Source organism: Azospira sp. I13 (assembly GCF_003112695.1).
Classification (GTDB): Bacteria; Pseudomonadota; Gammaproteobacteria; order Burkholderiales; family Rhodocyclaceae; genus Azospira.
This window is the reverse complement of sequence record NZ_BFBP01000011.1, coordinates 77,999-98,773: the sequence shown is the minus strand read 5'-3', so window position 1 is coordinate 98,773 and position 20,775 is coordinate 77,999. Positions and strand designations below refer to the sequence as shown.

16 protein-coding genes and 1 other RNA gene are annotated in these 20,775 nt (G+C 63.2%); 14 read left to right on the top strand and 3 right to left on the bottom strand.

Annotation, left to right across the window (positions count from 1 at the left end):
• The first annotated feature begins 42 nt into the window (after nt 1-42).
• The 3 genes from yaaA to AZSI13_RS10490 all read left to right on the top strand — a co-directional run bounded on the left by yaaA (nt 43) and on the right by AZSI13_RS10490 (nt 1,774).
• On the top strand, nt 43-819 hold the full coding sequence (gene yaaA, locus AZSI13_RS10500; RefSeq protein WP_109041120.1) for a peroxide stress protein YaaA: 777 nt from the start codon (nt 43-45) through the stop codon (nt 817-819).
• 2 nt (nt 820-821) lie between these two features.
• A complete protein-coding gene (locus AZSI13_RS10495) occupies nt 822-1,295 on the top strand; it encodes an SRPBCC family protein (RefSeq protein WP_109041119.1) in 474 nt (157 codons plus the stop codon).
• 86 nt (nt 1,296-1,381) lie between these two features.
• Nucleotides 1,382-1,774, top strand: coding sequence for a hypothetical protein (locus AZSI13_RS10490; RefSeq protein ID WP_109041118.1), 393 nt, complete (start codon nt 1,382-1,384; stop codon nt 1,772-1,774).
• A 260-nt stretch (nt 1,775-2,034) separates the two neighbouring features.
• Here the strand turns inward: AZSI13_RS10490 and AZSI13_RS10485 are convergent, their stop codons facing one another.
• On the bottom strand, nt 2,035-3,054 hold the full coding sequence (locus AZSI13_RS10485; RefSeq protein ID WP_109041117.1) for a Fe(3+) ABC transporter substrate-binding protein: 1,020 nt from the start codon (nt 3,052-3,054) through the stop codon (nt 2,035-2,037).
• A gap of 358 nt (nt 3,055-3,412) precedes the next feature.
• On the opposite strand from AZSI13_RS10485, the gene AZSI13_RS10480 reads away from it, so the two are divergent.
• The 10 genes from AZSI13_RS10480 (at nt 3,413) to htpG (ending at nt 15,397) form a co-directional block, all read left to right on the top strand.
• Nucleotides 3,413-4,600 carry a hydrogenase small subunit gene (locus tag AZSI13_RS10480; protein WP_109041116.1) on the top strand — a complete coding sequence of 396 codons (1,188 nt, stop codon included), beginning with the start codon at nt 3,413-3,415 and terminating at the stop codon, nt 4,598-4,600.
• A 2-nt stretch (nt 4,601-4,602) separates the two neighbouring features.
• Nucleotides 4,603-5,571 (top strand): hydrogenase 2 operon protein HybA, encoded by a 969-nt coding sequence (gene hybA, locus AZSI13_RS10475; protein ID WP_109041115.1) that lies wholly within the window; start codon nt 4,603-4,605, stop codon nt 5,569-5,571.
• 13 nt (nt 5,572-5,584) lie between these two features.
• Nucleotides 5,585-6,751: a Ni/Fe-hydrogenase cytochrome b subunit gene (hybB, locus tag AZSI13_RS10470; RefSeq protein WP_109041114.1), complete on the top strand. Its 1,167-nt coding sequence runs from the start codon at nt 5,585-5,587 to the stop codon at nt 6,749-6,751.
• 21 nt (nt 6,752-6,772) lie between these two features.
• Nucleotides 6,773-8,485, top strand: coding sequence for a nickel-dependent hydrogenase large subunit (locus tag AZSI13_RS10465; RefSeq protein WP_109041113.1), 1,713 nt, complete (start codon nt 6,773-6,775; stop codon nt 8,483-8,485).
• 133 nt (nt 8,486-8,618) lie between these two features.
• Nucleotides 8,619-9,131 carry a HyaD/HybD family hydrogenase maturation endopeptidase gene (locus AZSI13_RS10460; RefSeq protein ID WP_109041112.1) on the top strand — a complete coding sequence of 171 codons (513 nt, stop codon included), beginning with the start codon at nt 8,619-8,621 and terminating at the stop codon, nt 9,129-9,131.
• Nucleotides 9,131-9,415 (top strand): HypC/HybG/HupF family hydrogenase formation chaperone, encoded by a 285-nt coding sequence (locus AZSI13_RS10455; protein WP_109041111.1) that lies wholly within the window; start codon nt 9,131-9,133, stop codon nt 9,413-9,415. Before AZSI13_RS10460 ends, AZSI13_RS10455 begins: the two co-directional genes overlap by 1 nt.
• 4 nt (nt 9,416-9,419) lie before the next feature.
• Nucleotides 9,420-9,998, top strand: a complete 579-nt coding sequence (gene hybE / locus AZSI13_RS10450) for a [NiFe]-hydrogenase assembly chaperone HybE (protein ID WP_165833450.1) — start codon at nt 9,420-9,422, stop codon at nt 9,996-9,998.
• Nucleotides 9,999-10,190: 192 nt separating this feature from the next.
• On the top strand, nt 10,191-10,748 hold the full coding sequence (gene greB, locus AZSI13_RS10445) for a transcription elongation factor GreB (protein WP_109041109.1): 558 nt from the start codon (nt 10,191-10,193) through the stop codon (nt 10,746-10,748).
• 24 nt (nt 10,749-10,772) lie between these two features.
• Nucleotides 10,773-13,379, top strand: a complete 2,607-nt coding sequence (locus tag AZSI13_RS10440; RefSeq protein ID WP_109041108.1) for a diguanylate cyclase — start codon at nt 10,773-10,775, stop codon at nt 13,377-13,379.
• Between the two features lie 101 nt (nt 13,380-13,480).
• Nucleotides 13,481-15,397, top strand: coding sequence for a molecular chaperone HtpG (gene htpG / locus AZSI13_RS10435; protein WP_109041107.1), 1,917 nt, complete (start codon nt 13,481-13,483; stop codon nt 15,395-15,397).
• Between the two features lie 183 nt (nt 15,398-15,580).
• On the opposite strand, the gene AZSI13_RS10430 is transcribed toward htpG, so the two are convergent.
• Nucleotides 15,581-17,221, bottom strand: a complete 1,641-nt coding sequence (locus AZSI13_RS10430) for a methyl-accepting chemotaxis protein (RefSeq protein ID WP_109041106.1) — start codon at nt 17,219-17,221, stop codon at nt 15,581-15,583.
• Between the two features lie 355 nt (nt 17,222-17,576).
• Between AZSI13_RS10430 and clpB the strand changes: the two genes are divergently transcribed.
• Nucleotides 17,577-20,162, top strand: a complete 2,586-nt coding sequence (gene clpB / locus AZSI13_RS10425; RefSeq protein WP_109041105.1) for an ATP-dependent chaperone ClpB — start codon at nt 17,577-17,579, stop codon at nt 20,160-20,162.
• 230 nt (nt 20,163-20,392) lie between these two features.
• Here the strand turns inward: clpB and ssrA are convergent.
• Nucleotides 20,393-20,753: a transfer-messenger RNA gene (ssrA, locus tag AZSI13_RS10420) on the bottom strand.
• Between the last annotated feature and the right edge of the window lie 22 nt (nt 20,754-20,775).

Sequence of the window (20,775 nt, the reverse complement as noted above, 5' to 3'; positions counted from 1 at the left end):
GTTTGCCTTGTTGTTTTGTGCTTTCCGATTGAAGATTTTGCCATGCTTTTTGTGATCTCTCCGGCCAAGAGCCTGGATTTCGACACCCCGCCCGTGACGACGGAATACAGCCAGCCGGCCTTTCTGGCCCGCTCCCGCCTGCTGGTGGAACGCCTGCGGGAGCTGCCGCCCGCCGAGCTTTCCCGGCTCATGGATATTTCCGATGCCCTGGCGGTGCTCAATGTCACCCGCTACGCCGACTGGGCACCGCCCTTCACGCTGGACAATGCCAAGCAGGCCCTGTTGGCCTTCAACGGCGATGTCTATGAGGGCCTGGATGCGGCCAGCCTGGCGCCGGCTGCCCTGGTCTGGTGCCAGCAGCACCTGCGCATCCTTTCCGGCCTCTACGGCCTGCTGCGGCCCCTGGACCTGATCCAGCCTTATCGCCTGGAGATGGGCACCAAGTTGGCCAATGCCGTCGGCAAGGACCTCTACGCCTTCTGGGGCGAGGAGATTACCCAGGCCCTGAACGCCGACCTGCCGGAAAGCGGCCCGGCGGTGCTGGTGAATCTGGCCTCCGAGGAATACTTCAAGTCGGTCAAGCCCAAGGCCCTGAAGGCCCGTATCGTCAATTGCGTCTTCGAGGACTGGAAGGGCGGCCGTTACAAGATCATCAGCTTCTACTCCAAGCGGGCCCGGGGCCTCATGGTGCGCTATGCCGCCAGCCACGGACTGAGCCAGCCGGAAGGCCTGCAGGGCTTCAACCTGGACGGCTATGCCTTCGTGCCGGAGGTTTCCGATGGCGATACCTATGTCTTCCGGCGCCGGGTGGAGGAATGAGCATGCGTTTCGAACATCTGGTCGAGATCAACGACCTGGACAATCCCCTCGATTTCACCTTGGACCGCAGCCAGGTCTGGGCCGGGCTGATGGCCCGGGTGGAGGATTCCGTACCTTTCCTGCCGGGGCTGGCGGAATGCCGCATCCTCTCCCGCGAGGTGGGGGCGGTGGAGCGGCTGCTGGTCTTCGGCGCCGCCCAGATCCGCGACCGGGCCAGCTTCCTGGAAGCGGAATGGGTGTGCTTCGAAACCCAGCGCACCGCCGACCACGCCGGCGGCACCCTGACCATCCGCATTGAGGAGCCGGCGGAAGGGCGCCTTTTCCTGCGCTTTACCTACGAAACCTCCTTCGGCGACCCGGGCAGCGATCCGGAAGCTTCTGCCTATGTTGATTACATAAAGTCCGCGTATCATGCCTCGGACCTGGACACGGTGGCCCTCATCCGCGAACTGGCGATGGCGCGCAGCGCCCACTAGACTTGAAGCAAGGGGGCGTTGCCGGTGCCGGCTCCGTGTGGCCGGCCTTTTTCCCCTTTTTTCAGTCTTTGCTCAGGAGTGATGCCATGTTTCCCCGAACCGCCACCACCGTGCTGACCCGCCTCTGCCTCGGCTTGTGCCTGGGGATGCTCGGCGGACCCCTGCTGGCCCAGAACAACGGCACCCAGATCTACCAGCTGCCCCAGGAGCAGCCCATCGGCGGCGGCCAGGGCGCACCGGGCCTGTATCCCTACCGCAAGGCGCCGCCTGCGGCCACCATCATCGAGCAGGGGCCGGCCAACCAGGGCATTCCCACCACCGGGGTGCAGCCCTTGCCCCAGCGCCCCAGTACTTCCACCCGCAGCCCCAGCTACCGCTACTACCAGCCCCACAAGGACGGCAAGGGCACCACGGTGGTCGGACCCGACGGGGTGACTTACTGCCGCAGCCCCAACGGCAAGCTGGTGATGTGCTACTGATCCAGGACTGACCCCGACCTTGGGCCGAGCGGCCGGGTCGTGATGGCCAGGGTGGGGCGGGTGAGGGATGGGTAAGAAGGCCCGGCCGCCTTGGCCGGAGCAAGCAATCGCTGGCCGTGGCCAGTCATCCAGAATATTTGCAGTGATGAAAAACATCGCCCCCGGCAGTGCGGGGGCGAGGGGCTTACATCGGGAAATACCGGAGGCTACCGGTAGGGTGGCCGGTGCGGGCAGTGTCTGCCCGCAATGACTGCTCGTGCTTAGCGGTAGCCGGCCCGGTCAAAGAGGATCTGGGCCTTGGCCCGGTACATGGCCAGGGAGCCCACGGGCAGGGCATCGGCCTTGAACTTGCCGAGACTTTCCAGGGCCGGGTTGCTGACCTTGAGGCTGGCGACCACGGGCCATTCGTTGTTGCCGTCGGCAAAGTAGCGCTGGGCCTCGTCGGAGGCCAGATACTCCAGGAACTTCACCGCCGCACCCTGATGGGGGGCGTGCTTGAGCATGCCGGCGCCGGAGATGTTGATGTGGGTGCCGCTGGTCTTCTGGTTGGGCCAGACCACTGCCACCTTTTCCATGATCTTCTTGTCTTCCGCCTTGTCGGAGCGCAGCAGGCGGGCGACGTAATAGGTGTTGGAGATGGTGACGCCGCACTCGCCGGCGGCTACGGCCTTGATCTGGTCGGTGTCGCCACCCTTGGGGGCACGGGCGAAATTGGCCACCACGCCCTTGGCCCAGGCTTCGGCCTTGGCTTCGCCCTGGTTGGCGATGATGGAGGCCATCAGGGACAGGTTGTAGGGGTGGGCGCCGGAGCGGGTACAGACCTGGCCCTTGAGCTTGGGGTTGGCCAGATCGTCGTAGTTCTGCACGTCTTCCGCCTTCAGGGCCGCCTTGTTGTAGACGATGACCCGGGCGCGGGTGGAGAAGGAGAACCAGTCGTCGGTGCGCAGGTTGGCCGGGATGCGGGATTCCAGGACCTTGGACTTGACCGGGGCGAACAGGCCCAGTTCGTGGGCCAGGGCCAGGCGGGAGGCGTCCACCGTCAGCAGCACGTCGGCGGGGCTGTTGGCGCCTTCGTTCTTGATGCGTTCCAGCAGCTCTTCTTCCTTGCCTTCGATGCGGTTGATCTTGATGCCGGTCTGCTTGGTGAAATTCTCGTAGAGCTTTTCGTCCGTCTGGTAGTGGCGGGCGGAATAGAGGTTCAGCACGTTCTCTTCGGCCTGGAGATTCAGGGAGAGGGCAGCGGCCAGGGCGCCGGCCAGCAGGGGAAGACGCAGGGTCATGGAAAGACTCCGGTTGGTCAGGAATGTGTCAGATTCTATCTGCGGGTTGAAGCGGTGTAAATGAGAATGCTTCTTGCGTTATGGCGAAGGAAGAAGGGCGTTGGAGCGATAGCCGAGGAATGCGGGGAGTTGGAGTGAGGTGGAAACAAAGTTGTCACTTTTGGCGTATTTCATACACCGTGCTTGCGGCTTTTTCATGGTGCACTGCGGTATGTGAAATGTCATTTCACTGATTTGCAACGGTAAATGGAAGCTGGCACGGTTCTTGTAGTGGTATTCCCTTAATAAGGGCGCGGCAACCCCGCGCTGTCGTTCAAATAACCCCGTGGGAACGGGGCAACAGACCGAGGGTGAGGCCATGCAAGAGCACAATCTCCAGTCCCTGGAAAACCACGAGCACGTCGTTGCGGCGGCCAACCGCCTGGAAATGGGCCGGCGGGAATTCATGCAGTTCTGTACGGCCATGGCCGCCACCCTGGGCCTGCCGGCCGGGGCCGAAGCCGCGGTGGCCGAGGCGGTGGCGGAAAAGAAACGCCCCTCCGTCATCTGGCTGCACTTCCAGGAATGCACGGGCTGTACCGAATCCATGCTGCGGGCCGAGCATCCGACCATCGAGAAGCTGATTCTCGACGTCATCTCCCTCGATTACCACGAGACTCTCTTCGCCGCTGCCGGCCACCAGATCGAGGCCGCCAAGCAGGCCGCCATGAAGGCCAACAAGGGCCAGTACCTGCTGGTGGTGGAAGGGGCCATCCCAACCAAGGATGGCGGTATCTACTGCAAGGTGGGCGGCAAGACCGCCATCGAGATCGTCAAGGAATGCGCCGTCGATGCAGCGGCCGTCATCGCCATCGGCTCCTGTGCTTCCTGGGGCGGTATGCCCGCCACCGACCCCAACCCCACCGGGGCCGTGGGGGTGAACAAGATCATCGACAAGCCGGTGGTGACCATTCCCGGCTGCCCGCCCAACCCCTACAACTTCCTTTCCACCGTGGTGCACTTCCTCACCTTCGGCCAGTTGCCGCCGGTGGATGAACTAGGCCGGCCGAAGTTCGCCTATTCCCGCCTGGTGCATGAAAACTGTGAGCGCCGCGCCCACTTCGACGCCGGCCGCTTCGCCATGGAGTTCGGCGACGATGGCCACCGCAAGGGCTACTGCCTCTACAAGCTGGGCTGCAAGGGGCCCGAGACCTACGCCAACTGCCCGACCATCCTCTTCGGCGATGCCGGCGCCGGTACCTGGCCCGTGGGCTGTGGCCACCCCTGCATCGGCTGTACGGAGGAGGGCGTGGGCTTCACCAAGCCGATTCACCAGACCGCCAAGGTCATGACCTACGCGCCGCCGGCTTCCTTCCCGCGCATCGTGGAAGAGCAGGGCAAGGGCGCCTCCCTCGGTGCCGCTGCCGTGCTGGCCGCCGTGGCCGGGGCGGCTGCCGGGGCCGGTGCCATGGTGGCGAAGAACCTGGGTCTCTCCCACGCTGCCGAGGAGGCTGAAAAGGCAGAGAAGAAGGCCGCCGCCGATCAGAAACCCGCCGAGAAGGTGTGACCATGAGCTCCCGTCGCAATTTCCTGAAAGGGGCGCTGGCGGGCGGAGCCGCCGTGGCTACGGCCGCGGTGAGTCAGCCGGTCTGTGCCCGGGACAATCTGCCCCAGCCCGAAGGCGCCTTGGGCCTGCTCTTCGACGCCACCCTGTGCGTCGGCTGCAAGGCCTGCGTCGCCGCCTGCAAGGAGGTGAATGGCAATCCGGTGGAATTCTCCACGCCGGAACAGCTGTGGGATACCCCGCTGGATACCACCGCCAAGACCTTCAACGTCATCAAGATGTTCCGCAACGGCACCATGCAGACGAAGGACGATCCGGATAACGGCTACGCCTTCATGAAGACTTCCTGCCTGCATTGCAACGATCCTTCCTGCGTTTCGGCCTGCCCGGTGTCGGCCATGACCAAGGATCCGGTCACCGGCATCGTCGGCTACAACGCCGATGCCTGCATCGGCTGCCGTTACTGCGTGGCCGCCTGCCCCTTCGGCATTCCCAAGTACGACTACTCCTCCGCTACCGGCAAGATCGGCAAGTGCGAGCTGTGCCGCCACCGCCTGCCGGAAGGCAAGTACGCCGCCTGTGCCGAAGTCTGCCCCACCGGCGCCACCCTTTACGGCAAGGTTGCCGACCTCAAGGTGGAAGCCGCGCGGCGTCTGGCCCTCAAGCCCGGCAGCAAAACCGTGTTTCAGCGCGGTCAGCTGGGGGGCAAGGACCAGAGCTACGAAAACGTGGTGGGCCATTACGTGCAGCACCTCTATGGCGAGAAGGAAGTGGGGGGCACCCAGGTCATCAAGCTCTCTGCCGTGCCCTTCGAGAAGGTCGGCCACAAGCCCCTGCCCGAGCGTTCCGCCTCTTCCAAATCGGAAACCCTGCAACACACGCTCTATGGCGGCCTGGTCATGCCCCTGGCCGTACTTGGCGCCATGACCTACTTCGCCAAGCGCAACGTCAAGCCTGACGACGACGAGCTGTAAGGGAGAGATCGCAATGTCTGCACATCAACATGCTGCACCCGCCCCCGTCGGCGGCAAGCTCCTCACCCCGGTGACCCTCAGCGCGGCGACCCTGATCGTGGTGGCTCTGGCCATCATCCTGATCCGTTTCGTCTTCGGCCTGGGGGCCGTCACTAACCTCAACGACGGCTACCCCTGGGGCCTCTGGGTGGTGGGGGACGTGGTCATCGGTTCCGCCTTTGCCTGCGGCGGCTTCTCCGTGGCCATGCTGGTCTACATCTTCAACCGTGGCGAATATCACCCCCTGGTGCGCCCGGCGCTGCTGGCCTCGCTGTTTGGCTACACCCTGGCCGGCGTCGGCGTCATCTTCGACCTGGGCCGCTGGTGGAATTTTTGGCACATCCTCACGCCGGGCTACGCCTCGGCCAACTCGGTGATGTTCGAAGTGGCTTTGTGCATCTCCCTCTACATCGTGGTGATGTGGATCGAGTTTTCCCCCACCTTCATGGAGAAGTGGGGCATGGATGCCAAGCGCAAGAAGCTCAACAAGGTGATGTTCTTCTTCATCGCCCTGGGCACCGTGCTGCCCATGATGCACCAGTCCTCCCTCGGCTCCCTGCTGGTGGTGATGGGCACCCAGGTGCATCCCCTGTGGCAATCCATGGCCCTGCCGCTGATCTACCTGCTCTCTGCCATCACCATCGGCTACGCCGTGATCCTGTTTGAATCCTGCATGGCCGCCGCCGGCTTCCGCCGGCAGATGGAGACCCACATCCTGACCCCGCTTTCCAAGGTGATGCTGGGCATGCTGGCGGTCTTCCTGGCAGTGCGCGTTGGCGACCTGGTGGTGCGGGGGGCACTGCCCCGGGCCTTCGAGGGAACCCTGCAGGCCTTCATGTTCTGGCTCGAGATGATCTGCTTCATCCTGCCCCTGATCCTGCTGGGGGGTGAAAAGTCTCGCCGCAACCCGGCCCGCCTCTTTGTTGGCGCCGTGCTACTGATGCTGGGCGGCGTCCTGCTGCGCATCAATTCCTACCTGGTGGGTTACGAAACCGGCGACGGCTGGCACTACTTCCCCTCCGTTCCCGAAATGCTGGTGACCTTTGGCATGTTCGCCATCGAGGTCTTCGGCTACATCGTCATCACCCGCCGTTTCCCGGTACTGGCCGCCGAGCCTGCCGTGGAAAAAGCCGCTCACTAAGAATTCAAGGAGAAACCCAAAATGACCAAGCGCGTAACCATTGACCCGGTGACCCGTATTGAAGGCCACCTGCGGGTGGACGTGGAAGTGAATGGCGGCAAGGTGACCAAGGCCTGGTCCTCCGGCCAGATGTGGCGCGGCGTGGAGAACATTCTCATCGGTCGCGACCCCCGCGACGCCTGGGCCATCACCCAGCGTATCTGCGGCGTGTGCACCACCGTCCATGCCATCTGCTCCGTGCGGGCTGTGGAAGATGCGCTGAAGCTGGAAATCCCGGTGAATGCCCAGTACATCCGCAACATGATCATCACCGCCCACAACCTGCATGACTCCATCGTGCACTTCTACCACCTCTCCGCCCTGGACTGGGTAGATGTGGTCTCCGCCCTGCAGGCCGATCCGGACAAGGCTTCCGCCCTGGCCGAGAGCCTCTCGCCGTGGAACCGCAACGGCAAGCACGAGTTCCGCAAGATCAAGGAAAAGCTCGCCGGCTTCGTCAAGACCGGCCAGCTGGGCATCTTCACCAACGGCTACTGGGGCCACCCGGCCATGAAGCTGCCGCCGGAAGTGAACCTGATCGCCGTGGCCCACTACCTGCAGGCTCTGGAAATCCAGCGCTACGCCTCCAAGATCGTTTCCGTCCTCGGTTCCAAGTCTCCTCACATCCAGAACGTGGCCGTGGGCGGTGTGGCCAACCCCCTGGCGGTGGATTCCCAGTCCGTGCTGACGGTGGAACGCCTGCTGGCGGTGAAGGAATGGATCGAAAAGCTGGACGAGTTCGTCAAGCAGGTCTATCTGCCCGACGTGGCCGTGGTCGGCGCCCATTACCCCGAATGGACCAAGATCGGCCGCGGCATCGTCGAGTACCTCTCCGTGCCCGACCTGCCCCTGGACGGCAAGGGTACCCAGTTCGCCCTGCCCGGCGGCTACATCCAGAACGCCGACATCAGCACCTTCAAGCCCATCACCCAGTTCGGTGACAAGTACTTCGAAGCCGGCGTCTCCGAGGCCGTGAAGCACGCCTGGTATTCCTACAAGGACGGCGACAAGGCCACCCTGCACCCCTACAAGGGCGAGACCACCCCGAACTACACGGACTTCCAGGACGACGGCAAGTATTCCTGGCTGAAGTCCCCCACTTTCTACGGCAAGCCTGCCCAGGTTGGCCCCCTGGCCCGCATGCTGGCCATGCTGGCCGCCGGCCACGAGCCCACCAAGAAGTACGCCACCCTGGCCCTGGATACGGTGTCTTCCCTGGCCAAAACCAAGATCGGCCTGGATGCCATGCACTCCACCATCGGCCGTCATGCCTCCCGGGCGGTGGTGGCCTGCGTCCAGGTGGACGAACTGGCCCACCAGTGGGACCTGCTCCTGGCCAACATGGGCAAGGGCGACCTCAAGACCTTCAACAAGCCCACCTTCCCGAAGGGCGAGATCGCCGGCGTCGGCTTCCACGAAGCGCCCCGCGGCGTGCTCTCCCACTGGGTGGTGATCGACGACGGCAAGATCAAGAACTACCAGTGCGTGGTGCCCACCACCTGGAACGCCGGCCCGCGCAACGAAAAGGATGTTTCCGGCGCCTACGAGGCCTGCCTGCTGGACAACCCGGTGGCCGATCCCGAGAAGCCCCTGGAAGTCCTGCGTACCGTGCACTCCTTCGACCCCTGCCTGGCCTGTGCCGTGCATGTGGTGGACAAGGAAAATGATCAAGTGGTGAAAGTGAAGGCCGCTTGAGCCTGTGGTGAGGCTGCCCCGGTTTGGGGAAACGGCGGCTCCGGGGGAGCCGCCGTTTTATTTCCGGGCCGGCCCGCCCCTTTCTTGCGCTGCCTCAAACCACGATTTCCCTTGAAGGATTAAAGTCCAGCCCATGAATTCCGCTCTCCACGCTCCCCGTATTGCCGTCCTCGGCGTCGGCAACATTCTTCTCACCGATGAAGGCATCGGTGTCCGCGTCATCGAAGCCCTGCAGTCCCGTTACCGCCTGCCGGACCACGTGCTGGTCCTGGATGGCGGCACGGCCGGCATGGAATTGCTGGAGCCCCTGGAGGGGCTGGATGCCCTGATCATTGCCGACGCCGTGCGTGTCGGCCAGCCTCCCGGTTCGGTGGTGCTGCTGCAGGGGGACGAGGTGCCGGCCTTTTTCCGCACCAAGATTTCCCCCCACCAGATTGGCCTTTCCGACCTGCTGGCGGCTCTGGAGCTGACGGAGCAGGCACCCAAGCATGTTTCCCTGATCGGCCTTCAGCCCGTTTCCCTCGATACCGGCATGGCGCTTACGGCGGAAGCCGAAGCTCGGGTGCCAGAGATGCTGGCCCTGGTGGTGGCTGAACTGGCCAAGGCCGGCGTGATGGCCGAGCCCGTCGCCGGGGAGCATGCCTGATGTGCCTCTCCATTCCCATGCAGATCGTCGAACTGGAAGGCGAGGGGGATTTCGCCTGGGTGGAGCGGGGGGAGGGGGAGCACTTCCGCCGGGAGCGGGTCAACATGATGCTGCTCGGCCCCCAGCCGGTGGGCACCTGGATTCTCGCTTCCCTTGGCCTGGCCAAGGAAGTGGTGGAGGAAGACGAGCGCCGCCTGATCGAGGATGCCCTGGCGGCCCTGGCCGAATCCCTGGACGGGGATTACGACCCGGCCCGGCATTTCGCCGACCTCAACCGGCATTGATGCCATGAGTGGCGTCCGTCCCCGGGTTCCTGCCTGGCAACCGCCGCCGGTGCGGCCGGCCGTGCCCTGGGCGGACGATCCTGCCCCCCGGCTGTCCAGCCATTTCCAGACCGTGCGGCAGACCGCCATGGCCGGTCTGCCGTTCCTCAACGAAGCCCTGGAAGTGGCAGCCCTGCCTTTCCACCGGGTGGCCGGCGACTGGTTGGGGGTGGTGCTGACGCCCTGGTTTCTCCACGTCTATCTGGTGCCCGGGGGCGGCGATTTGTGGCAGGACCTGGGCCAGGGCCTGCGCCGCCGGGTGGCCCTGCCGGCCGGGGAGCTGGAATTCATCGGTGAGGACGATCCGCAACTGGGGCCGCTCCAGTATTGCGTGCTGCTGGCCCCGGTGCCTCAATTTTCCGCCCAGGCCGAGGCGATCCAGGCGGCCGGGGAGGCCCTGGAAACCCTGCTTACCCCGCCACCACCCGCACCCGCGGCGGCGAATGCTACGACCCCGCTGGCCGAATCCGCCGAATCCGCCGAGGCGGAAATTCCCGATGCCCGCCGACGGGGTTTTCTCCGAGGTTTTCTCGGCCGCCTCTGATGGGGTCAGCCCCCAGGGTTTGCAGGGGAGATTTCGCTGCGGCAGGGAAAAATTGCGCCATACGCTTCAGGACGGAGCAGGGGTTTTGCACTATCATAGTGCGTAATATTTCACACATGCTTCAGCGCGATTTTTGGCCCACGTTGCAGCGTACCTTTTGGCCTCTCCTTTGGCGCTTCATTCCCCCTTTCCATGAGCAAGGCTTTCACCAAAGAAACAGACGACGCGGAAGAGGACGAACTCGAGCCTGCCCAGCGCCTGCCTGTCGGCACCAAGAACTACATGACGCCGGTCGGCCATGCCCGCCTCAAGGCGGAGCTGGAAAGCCTGCTCAAGGTGGAACGGCCGAAGGTGGTGGAAGTGGTGGCCTGGGCCGCCTCCAACGGCGACCGCTCGGAAAACGGCGACTATCTCTACGGCAAGAAGCGTCTGCGGGAAATCGACCGGCGCATCCGTTTCCTCACCAAGCGCCTGGACAATTCCCTGGTGGTGGACCCGGAACAGCGGGAGGCCACCGACCAGGTCTTCTTCGGCGCCACCGTCACCATTGCCGATGAAGCCGGCCAGGAGCAGACCTACCGTATTGTCGGCGTGGACGAGACCGATATCGGTCGCGGCCACATCAGCTGGATTTCCCCCCTGGCCCGGGCCCTGATCAAGGCCCGCGAAGGGGATTCGGTCCGTTTCCAGAGCCCGGTGGGCATGCGGGAAATCGAGATCGTCGAAGTCCGCTACGAGGCCATCCCGTAAAGGCCATTCAGCAAAGGCGTTGCCATGCACTACGACCTGCCCATCTCCCAGATACTGCGCCATGAACTCCTGGAGTGCCCGCCGCGGACCACGGTGGCGGAGGCGGCAGGGCGGATGCATGAATCCCGCTGCGGCTCCATCCTGGTGGTGGATGGGGGCCAGGTCTGCGGCATCTGGACGGAGCGGGATGCCCTCTCCCTGAATTTTTCCGATCCCGAATCCCTGGCCATGCCTGTTTCCCGGGTCATGAGCGCGCCGGTGAAAACGGTGCGGGAGACGGATACGGTGGCCGATGCGGCCATCCGCTTTAAGCAGGAGCGCATGCGCCACCTGCTGGTGGTGGACGAAAATGGCAGGCGCCTGGGCATTGTTTCCCAGACGGACATCGTGAACCACCAGGGGGTGGAGTTCTACGTGCACATGCGCAACGTGGGCTCGGTGCTGAAGAACCTGCCGCTGCAGGTGCCCGGCGAAACCCCCATGGCGGAGGTGGTGGTACGGCTGCGGGAAACCCGGGGTGATGCGGCCATCGTTCAGAGTGGCGGCCACCTGGGCATTCTCACCGCCCGGGACGTGCTGCGTCTGATCGGCCAGGAGGCCCTGGGCCGTACCGCGGGCGAAGTGGCGACCTTTCCGCTGATCACGGTGCCGCGCAATTCCACCCTTTACCACGCGCGCAAGATCTTCAACGATCGCCGTATCCGCCACCTGGGGGTGATGGATGACAACGGCCAGGTCAGTGGCCTGCTGTCCTACGCCGATATTCTCGATAGCGTGGAGCAGGAATACGTGGCCGAGCTGCGCCAGGCCCTGCAGGAGCAGAACCAGCGCCTGCAGCAGTCCCGTCATGCCCTGCTGCTGGCCTCCAAGGTGGCCGAGTCGAGCCAGCAGGCCATCATGATCGTCAATGCCGAGCGGGTGATCCAGTCCGTCAATCCGGCTTTCACCGCCATCACCGGCTATGCCATCGAGGAAGCCGTCGGCCAGGACACCCGCCTGCTCAAGTCCGGCCTGCACGATGGCGAGTTCTACCGCCAGTTGTATGCCAACCTGGATACCTTCGCTGTGTGGAGCGGTGAAATCTGGAACCGGCGCAAGAATGGCGAGCTGTATCCGGAAAGCCTCACCATCACGGCGGTGAAGGGGGAGGGCGGCCAGGTCATCAATTACGTCTGCGTGTTCACCGATATCACCGAGCAGAAGCGGGTGCGGGAAGACCTGAAGGAAAGCCGTCAGCGCCTGGAGCAGCAGTCCAGCCTCACCGAAATGATCCTGGATACCCTGCCGGTGATGGTCTTCGTCAAGGACGAGGACGGCCGCTATCTGGTCATGAACGAGGCCGCTGCGGCCTTCGTCGGCCACGACAAGCACGAGGTGGTGGGCAAGAGCGATTTCGAGCTGTACAGCCCGGATCTGGCGGCCCGCATGCGCCACGACGACATCAAGGCCCTGGCTGCCAAGAAGGTCATGGGGCGGGAGGAAAAACATGCCACCGCCAAGGGCGAACGCTACCTGCTCTCCTACAAGCGGGGCGTGGACCTGGGCGGGCGGCGCCTGCTCATCGGCAGTGCCACCGACATTTCCGAGCGCAAGCAGACGGAGCACTTGCTAGCCGCCGAACGCCATGTGCTGGAACTGATTGCCAGTGACGCTTCCCTCCATGTGGTGCTGGAGGCCTTGTGCAGCCGGGTGGAATCCCTCATCGGTGAATCCTTCTGCGCCGTACTGCTGCTCCAGCCGGAAAGCCGGCGGCTGGTGCTGGGGGCGGCTCCCAGCCTGCGCCGTACCTGCCGCGACGTCGGGGAGAACTGCCCGGACAACCCGGAGGTCTGCGCCTGCGCCGCCGCCATGAGCACCGGCAAACAGGTCATTGCCGAACATATCGACGATTCCCCCCAGTGGCAGGATTGCCGGGAGTTCGCCTCCGCCCTCGGTCTGAAGAGCGCCTGGTCCACCCCCATCGTGTCGCCGGGCAAGGAAGTGTTGGGCACCGTATCCCTGTATTTCCGCCAGAGCCGGCGGCCCAGCCGCTACGAGAAGGATGTGATCGACCACGCCTGCCGCCTGTCGGCCATTGCCATCGACCGGGCTCGCTCCATGGAGTCCCTGCATCGTCTGGCGACGGTGGATACCCTGACCGGCCTGTTCAACCGCTCCCGCTTCCTGGAACAGGGGGAGGCGGAGATTGTCCGGGCCCGGCGCCAGGACCGCTGCATCGCCGTGCTGATGCTGGATGTGGATCACTTCAAGCGCATCAACGATACCCATGGCCACGCGGCAGGCGACGTGGCCCTCAAGGTGGTGGCCGCCATCATCTCCCGGGAACTGCGCAGCATCGATGTCTGCGGCCGCCTGGGGGGTGAAGAGTTTGCCGTCATCCTGCCGGAGACCGAAGGCACCGGTGCCATGCAGGCAGCAGAACGCCTGCGCCTGGCGGTGGCCAACGAATCCATGCGGGTCACCAACGAAGTGGTGCTCAACGTCACCATCAGTATTGGCGTCACCATCCTGGCTGACCAGGATGCCAATATCGACCATCTGCTGGCCCGGGCCGACGGCGCCCTTTACGAAGCCAAGCGCGGTGGCCGCAATCAGGCCATCTATGCCGCCCCGGGCGGCACCCCCTCTTGAAATCCTGAGGCTTGCCCCCATGTGGGGAAAGAACTTCCGTGGCGGCCCCCGGCCGCTTCGGAAGCACCCTTTCATCCCAATCTTTACCCACGGAGTCTTGCATGGGCGCACCCAAGGAAACCCTCGGCTTTCAGGCAGAGGTCAAGCAGCTGCTGCAGCTGATGATCCATTCCCTTTACAGCAACAAGGAAATCTTCCTCCGCGAACTCGTCTCCAACGCTTCCGATGCCTGCGACAAGCTGCGCTTCGAGGCCCTCAACAACAACGGCCTTTATGGTGATGACAGCGAACTGAAGATTCGCCTCGCCTTCGACAAGGCGGCCCGCACCCTGACCATTTCCGACAACGGCATCGGCCTCTCCCGTGAGGAAGCCGTGGCCCACCTGGGTACCATCGCCAAGTCCGGCACCAAGGAATTCTTCGCCTCCCTCTCCGGTGATGCTCAGAAGGATGCTCACCTCATCGGCCAGTTCGGTGTCGGCTTCTACTCCGCCTTCATCGTCGCCGACAAGGTCACCGTCATCTCCCGCCGTGCCGGCCTGGAAAACAACCAGGCGGTGAAGTGGGAATCCGAAGGGGCCGGCGACTACTCCGTGGAAATGGTGGAGAAGGCCAGCCGCGGCACCGACGTCATCCTGCACTTGAAGGACGGCGAGGACGACTTCCTCAACGCCTGGAAGATCAAGTCCATCATCCGCAAGTACTCCGACCACATCACCCTGCCCATCCAGATGGAAGGGGAGAAGTGGGACGAGGAAAAGAATGAGCAGGTCCCCACCGGCGAACTGGAAACCATCAACCAGGCCAATGCCCTGTGGGCTCGCCCCAAGAGCGACATCACGGAAGAGCAGTACCAGGAGTTCTACAAGCACGTCGCCCACGACTTCGAGAACCCCCTGGGCTGGATCCACGCCAAGGTGGAAGGCAAGCAGGAATACACCCAACTGCTCTACATCCCCGCCCGGGCTCCCTTCGACATGTGGGACCGCAACGCCCGCCACGGCGTGAAGCTGTATGTGAAGCGCGTCTTCATCATGGACGACGCCGAGCAGCTGATGCCCCTTTACATGCGCTTCGTGCGCGGGGTGGTGGATTCCGCCGACCTGCCGCTCAACGTCTCCCGGGAAATTCTGCAGCAGAGCAAGGATATCGAAACCATCCGCGGCGGCTGCGTGAAAAAGGTGCTGTCCCTGCTGGAAGGCCTGGCCGACAGCGACGACGCCGCCGAGAAGGAAAAGTACGCCGGTTTCTGGAAGGAATTCGGCAATGTGCTGAAGGAAGGCGTGGGTGAGGACTTCGCCAACAAGGAACGCATCGCCAAGCTGCTGCGCTTCGCCTCCACCCACCATGACACCACCGAGCAGACCGTCTCCCTGGCTGACTACGTCTCCCGCATGAAGGAAGGCCAGGAGAAGATCTACTACGTCACGGCCGAGACCTTCCTCGCCGCCAAGAACAGCCCCCACCTGGAAATCTTCCGCAAGAAGGGCATCGAGGTGCTGCTGCTTTCTGACCGCGTCGACGAATGGGTGGTGGGCCACCTCACCGAATTCGACGGCAAGCAGCTGCAGTCCGTAGCCAAGGGCGGCCTGGATCTGGGCAAGCTGGAAGACGAGGCCGAGAAGAAGGAACAGGAAAAGGAAGCCGGCGAGTACAAGGACCTCACCGACAAGGTGAAGCAGGCCCTGGAAGCCCGGGTCAAGGACGTGCGCATTACCCACCGCCTGACCGATTCCCCTTCCTGCCTGGTGGCTGACGAACACGACCTTTCCGGCAACCTGGCGCGCATGCTCAAGGCCGCCGGCCAGAAGGCCCCGGAGGTCAAGCCCATCCTGGAGATCAATCCCCACCACCCGGCGGTGCAGCGCTTGAAGTACGAAGAAGCCCGTTTCGACGACTGGGCCAACCTGCTGTTCGAGCAGGCCCAACTGGCCGAAGGCGGCCAGCTGGAAGACCCGGCCGGCTTCGTCAAGCGCATCAATGACCTGATGCTGGCCCTGTCCCTCGGCGGCAAGTAAGCCCTTTCAGGGAATACAGGGGCGGGGCGACCTTTTGGGGTGGCCCCGCCCCTGGCTTTTTGAGGCCCAGGAAAGGCGGTCGGTTGTCTGGGCCGGGGAAAGGAAAAGGCCGTGCAGCAATTGCTGCACGGCCTAATTTTTTTCAGTTTCCGGGCCCTGTGTCAGAGGGCAAAAAACGCTGGCTTAACGGGTCTTGAAGCGGCTGACTGCACCGTGCAGGGAGATGGAAAGTTCCTGCAGATGGCGCGCTGCCTGGGCAGTGTGGGCGATGGCGTTGGAGCTGTCTTCCGACATGCGGGCAATGCGCTCGATGCTCTGGGCGATGTCGCTGGAGGTACTACCCTGTTCCCGGATGGAGGTGGTGATGTCATTGACCACCTGGGTCACCCGCAGGGCCCCATCGCGAATCTGATTGATGGATTCACCCGCCTGGTTGGCCAGTTCCACGCCATTTTCAACCTGGCTGACGCCCTGTTCCATGCTCGCCACTGCATCCCGGGTGCCTGCCTGGATCTTGCCGATGGTTTCACCGATCTCCTGGGTGGAGGAACTGGTGCGTTCGGCCAGCTTGCGCACCTCGTCGGCTACGACGGCGAAGCCCCGGCCCTGTTCGCCGGCCCGGGCAGCCTCAATGGCGGCATTGAGGGCCAGCAGGTTGGTCTGGTCGGCGATTTCCTTGATGGTCTTGACGATGGAGGTGATCTGGTCGGACTGGCGGCCCAGCTCTTCAATGATGCTGGAGGAGGACTGAACCGCCTGGGCGATCTGGCGCATTTCCTGGGCGGCGTTGTGGATAACCACGGTGCCTTCCTGGGAGTGGTCGCCGGACTGGATGCTGATGGCGTGGGCCTCTTTGGCGTTTTCCCCGACCTGGTCGATGCTCACCGTCATTTCTTCCATGGCGGCGGCCATGGAAGAGGCTGCTTCGCTCTGTTCCCGGGCGGACGCGGAGACTTCCTCCGAGGCCTGGAAGAGTTGGGCGGCAGCGCTGGAAAGCTGCTCGGCATCCCCGACGATGTTGCCGATCATGTTCCGCAGGGTTTCCTGCATTTCCTTCATGCTGGCGATGAGGCTGGTGGTATCGCCGGGCTGGGTACGGATATCCACGGTCAGGTCGCCGGCGGCGATGCGCTTGGTGATGGCAGTGGCTTCGTGAGGTTCGCCGCCCAACAGGCTCAGCAGGTTACGCCGTACCAGGAAGAGGGAAACACTGATCAGGCCGCCAATGGCCAGGCCCCAGAGCAGGAACTTGATGGCTTCCTGCTTGAAGATGGCATTCACATCGTCAATGTAGATGCCGCTGCCGATAACCCAGCCCCAGGGCTCGTAGCCCTTGACGTAGGAAATCTTCGGCACCGGATCCTCAAAACCAGGCTTGGGCCAGAGGTATTCGACGAAACCGCCCCCCTTGGTTTTCACGGTCTGATTGAATTCGACGAAAAGCAGCTTGCCGGCCTTGTCCTTCAACTGGTCCAGCTTCTTGCCGTCCATATCCGGCTTGATGGGGTGCATCACCATCAGGTCCTGCAGGTCGTTTATCCAGAAATATTCGACCTTGTCGTAGCGCAGCTCCTTGATGGCGGCGATGGCGGCCAAGCGGGCTTCTTCCTGGGTGAGCTTGCCGGTCTGGGCCTGCTTGTCGAAGTGGGCCACCAGCCCGTGGGCGACTTCCACCAGATTGCGTACCTTCTCCTGGCGATCCTGCAGCAGCAGGGATCTCTCCGTAGACAAGACTACGGCAAAGAGTACTGCCAAGCTCAGCACGGTAATGCCGGTGAGCCAGAGAAACTTGGTACGAATGGATGTGGGGGTGCCAGAACTCATTTTGTCTCCCTCCGGTGGCGCCCCGGGAACTGACGCCGACATGGTTATTGGTATGCAGTGCGAAGACTGTTGGGGCAATTCTAGCCGAAAGGAAGGTTGCAGCAGCAATTCCCAGGCAGCTCACCAGCAGCTCATTGAGTCGAGGTAGGTCCCGGATGGCCTGGGGCTCCACGGGGAATGCCTCTGATCTCCTTTACTGGCGCGGACCTTCATAAAAATTAGGCAGGTGGCATGGGTTGCGCGGGATAGTCTGGACGAAGACATCACGGAATTTTTCGATGGCCAATTGAAATGGCCCGGGCCACCCCCATGTAGGGGCCATACCGATTCCGCGTTTGCGAAAGGATTGCACGCCATGCGTTTCGACAAGTTCACCACCAAATTCCAGCAAGCCCTCTCCGATGCCCAGAGCCTGGCTATCGGTGCCGACAACCAGTTCATCGACCCCAGCCACCTGCTGCTGGCTCTGCTTAACCAGGATGATGGCGGCACCACCTCCCTGCTGGCCCGGGCCGGCGCCAACGTGCCGCCCTTGCGCACCGCCCTGGAACAGGCCATCGCCCGCCTGCCCAAGGTGGAAGGCCACGGCGGCGATGTCACCGTGGGCCGGGACCTGACCAACCTGCTCAACCTCACCGACAAGGAAGCCCAGAAGCGGGGCGACCAGTTCATCGCCAGTGAAATGTTCTTGCTCGCCCTCACCGGCGACAAGGGGGAGACCGCGCGCATTGCCAAACAATACGGCCTGGAGAAGAAACCCCTGGAAGCCGCCATCGATGCCGTGCGCGGCGGCCAGGGCGTGGACAGCCAGGAGGCCGAAGGCCAGCGTGAATCCTTGAAGAAATACTGCGTGGACCTCACCGAGCGGGCCGCCCAGGGCAAGCTGGACCCGGTGATCGGCCGGGACGACGAAATCCGTCGCGCCATTCAAATTTTGCAGCGCCGTACCAAGAACAACCCGGTGCTGATCGGCGAGCCCGGCGTCGGCAAGACCGCCATCGTCGAGGGCCTGGCCCAGCGCATCGTCAATGACGAGGTGCCGGAAACCCTGAAGGGCAAGAAGGTGCTGGTGCTGGACATGGCTGGCCTACTGGCCGGCGCCAAATACCGGGGCGAGTTCGAGGAGCGCCTCAAGGCCGTGCTCAACGACATCGCCAAGGATGAAGGCCGCATCATTCTCTTCATTGACGAAATTCACACCATGGTCGGCGCCGGCAAGGCCGAGGGCGCCATCGATGCCGGCAACATGCTCAAGCCCGCCCTGGCCCGGGGCGAGCTGCACTGCATCGGCGCCACCACCCTGGACGAATACCGCAAGTACATCGAGAAGGATGCCGCCCTGGAGCGCCGCTTCCAGAAGGTGCTGGTGGATGAGCCTTCCGTGGAGGCCACCATCGCCATCCTGCGCGGCCTGCAGGAGAAGTACGAGCTGCACCACGGCGTGGACATCACCGACCCGGCCATCGTCGCCGCGGCAGAACTGAGTCACCGCTACATCACCGACCGCTTCCTGCCGGACAAGGCCATCGACCTCATCGACGAGGCCGCCGCCCGCATCAAGATGGAAATCGACTCCAAGCCGGAAGTGATGGACAAGCTGGACCGCCGCATCATCCAGCTGAAGATCGAGCGGGAAGCTGTGAAGAAGGAGAAGGACGAAGCCTCGAAGAAGCGCTTCGGCCTGATCGAGGACGAAATCGCCAAGCTGCAGAAGGAATATTCCGACCTGGAGGAAGTGTGGAAGGCCGAGAAGGCCCAGGTCCACGGCGCCGCCCACGTCAAGGAAGAGATCGACAAGATCAAGGCCGAGATCGCCAAGCTGCAGCGCGAAGGCAAGCTGGAAAAGGTGGCCGAACTGCAATACGGCAAGCTGCCCCAGCTCGAAGCCCAGCTCAAGGTGGCCGAGAAGGCCAGCGAAGGTGGACAGCAGCAGAACAAGCTGCTGCGCACCCAGGTGGGCGCCGAGGAAATCGCTGAAGTGGTGAGCCGGGCCACCGGCATTCCCGTCTCCAAGATGATGCAGGGTGAGCGGGACAAGCTGCTGAAAATGGAAGACCGCCTGCACAACCGGGTGGTGGGCCAGGACGAGGCCGTGCGCCTGGTGTCCGACGCCATCCGCCGCTCCCGCGCCGGTTTGAGCGACCCCAACCGGCCCTACGGCTCCTTCCTCTTCCTGGGCCCCACCGGCGTCGGCAAGACCGAGCTGTGCAAGGCCCTGGCCGAGTTCCTCTTCGATTCCGAAGAGCACCTGATCCGCATCGACATGAGTGAGTTCATGGAGAAGCACTCCGTGGCCCGCCTCATCGGCGCGCCTCCGGGCTACGTTGGCTATGAAGAGGGCGGCACCCTGACGGAAGCCGTGCGCCGCAAGCCCTACAGCGTGATCCTGCTGGACGAGGTGGAAAAGGCCCACCCGGACGTCTTCAACGTGCTCTTGCAGGTGCTCGACGACGGCCGCATGACCGACGGCCAGGGCCGCACCGTGGATTTCAAGAACACGGTGATCGTCATGACCTCCAACCTGGGCAGCCAGATGATCCAGCAGATGGCCGGCGACGACTATCAGGTAGTGAAGCTGGCGGTGATGGGCGAAGTGAAGACCTACTTCCGTCCCGAGTTCATCAACCGCATCGACGAGGCCGTGGTCTTCCACAGCCTGGACGAAAAGAACATCCGCAACATCGCCCGCATCCAGCTCGGCTATCTGGAGAAGCGCGTGGCCCAGCTGGAAATGCGCCTGGAAGTCTCCGACTCTGCCCTGGACGAACTGGCCAAGGCCGGCTTCGACCCGGTCTTCGGTGCCCGTCCGCTGAAGCGGGCCATCCAGCAGCACATCGAGAACCCCCTGGCCAAGCAGATTCTCGAAGGTAATTTCGGACCCAAGGACACCATCCAGGTGACTTGCGACCAGGGCGGAGTAATGCGCTTTAGTAAGGCGTGAGTACCGGCCTCTCGGCTGGAACAGCAAAAAACGGCAGGTCTCAGCCTGCCGTTTTTTTTTTCACCCGGAGATCGTTGAGCCCAGTTTCAGGTGTGATTACCGGCCCATCCGGTGAGGAGGGAAGCGTTCTGGGCCGGGCAACGCTGTAAAACGATATTCGCAATTCAGCCGCAAATAGACCGAGATATAAAGAAAAAGGCCCGGATGCTTTCGCATTCGGGCCTCTTATTTGGTGGAGCCGGGGGGGATCGAACCCCCGTCCGCAAGTCCTCTACAGACAGTTCTACATACTTAGCCTCGCCGTTTGATTTAGCCGGTCACCCGCCGACGGGCAGGCTGGTGACAGACGATCCACTGAAATTTTCGAGTCTTTCCACGTGGCGGAGATCGACCTTATCTGATGTGAATGACTCTGCTGCTGGTTGCCCAGCCCGGCCCATCAGAGTACCGGTGCAGAGCTCGCCGGGTTAAGCGGCGAGAGCGAAACGCTCGTCGTTGGCGTTTAGTTGCTTCCAGATGGATTTACGAGGTAACTGGGCCTCGGTATGCCCTGCGCTGCTTCGCAACCCACGTCGAAGCCAGGTCGGCCCCAGGTGAAATCGGTGTCAGCTTG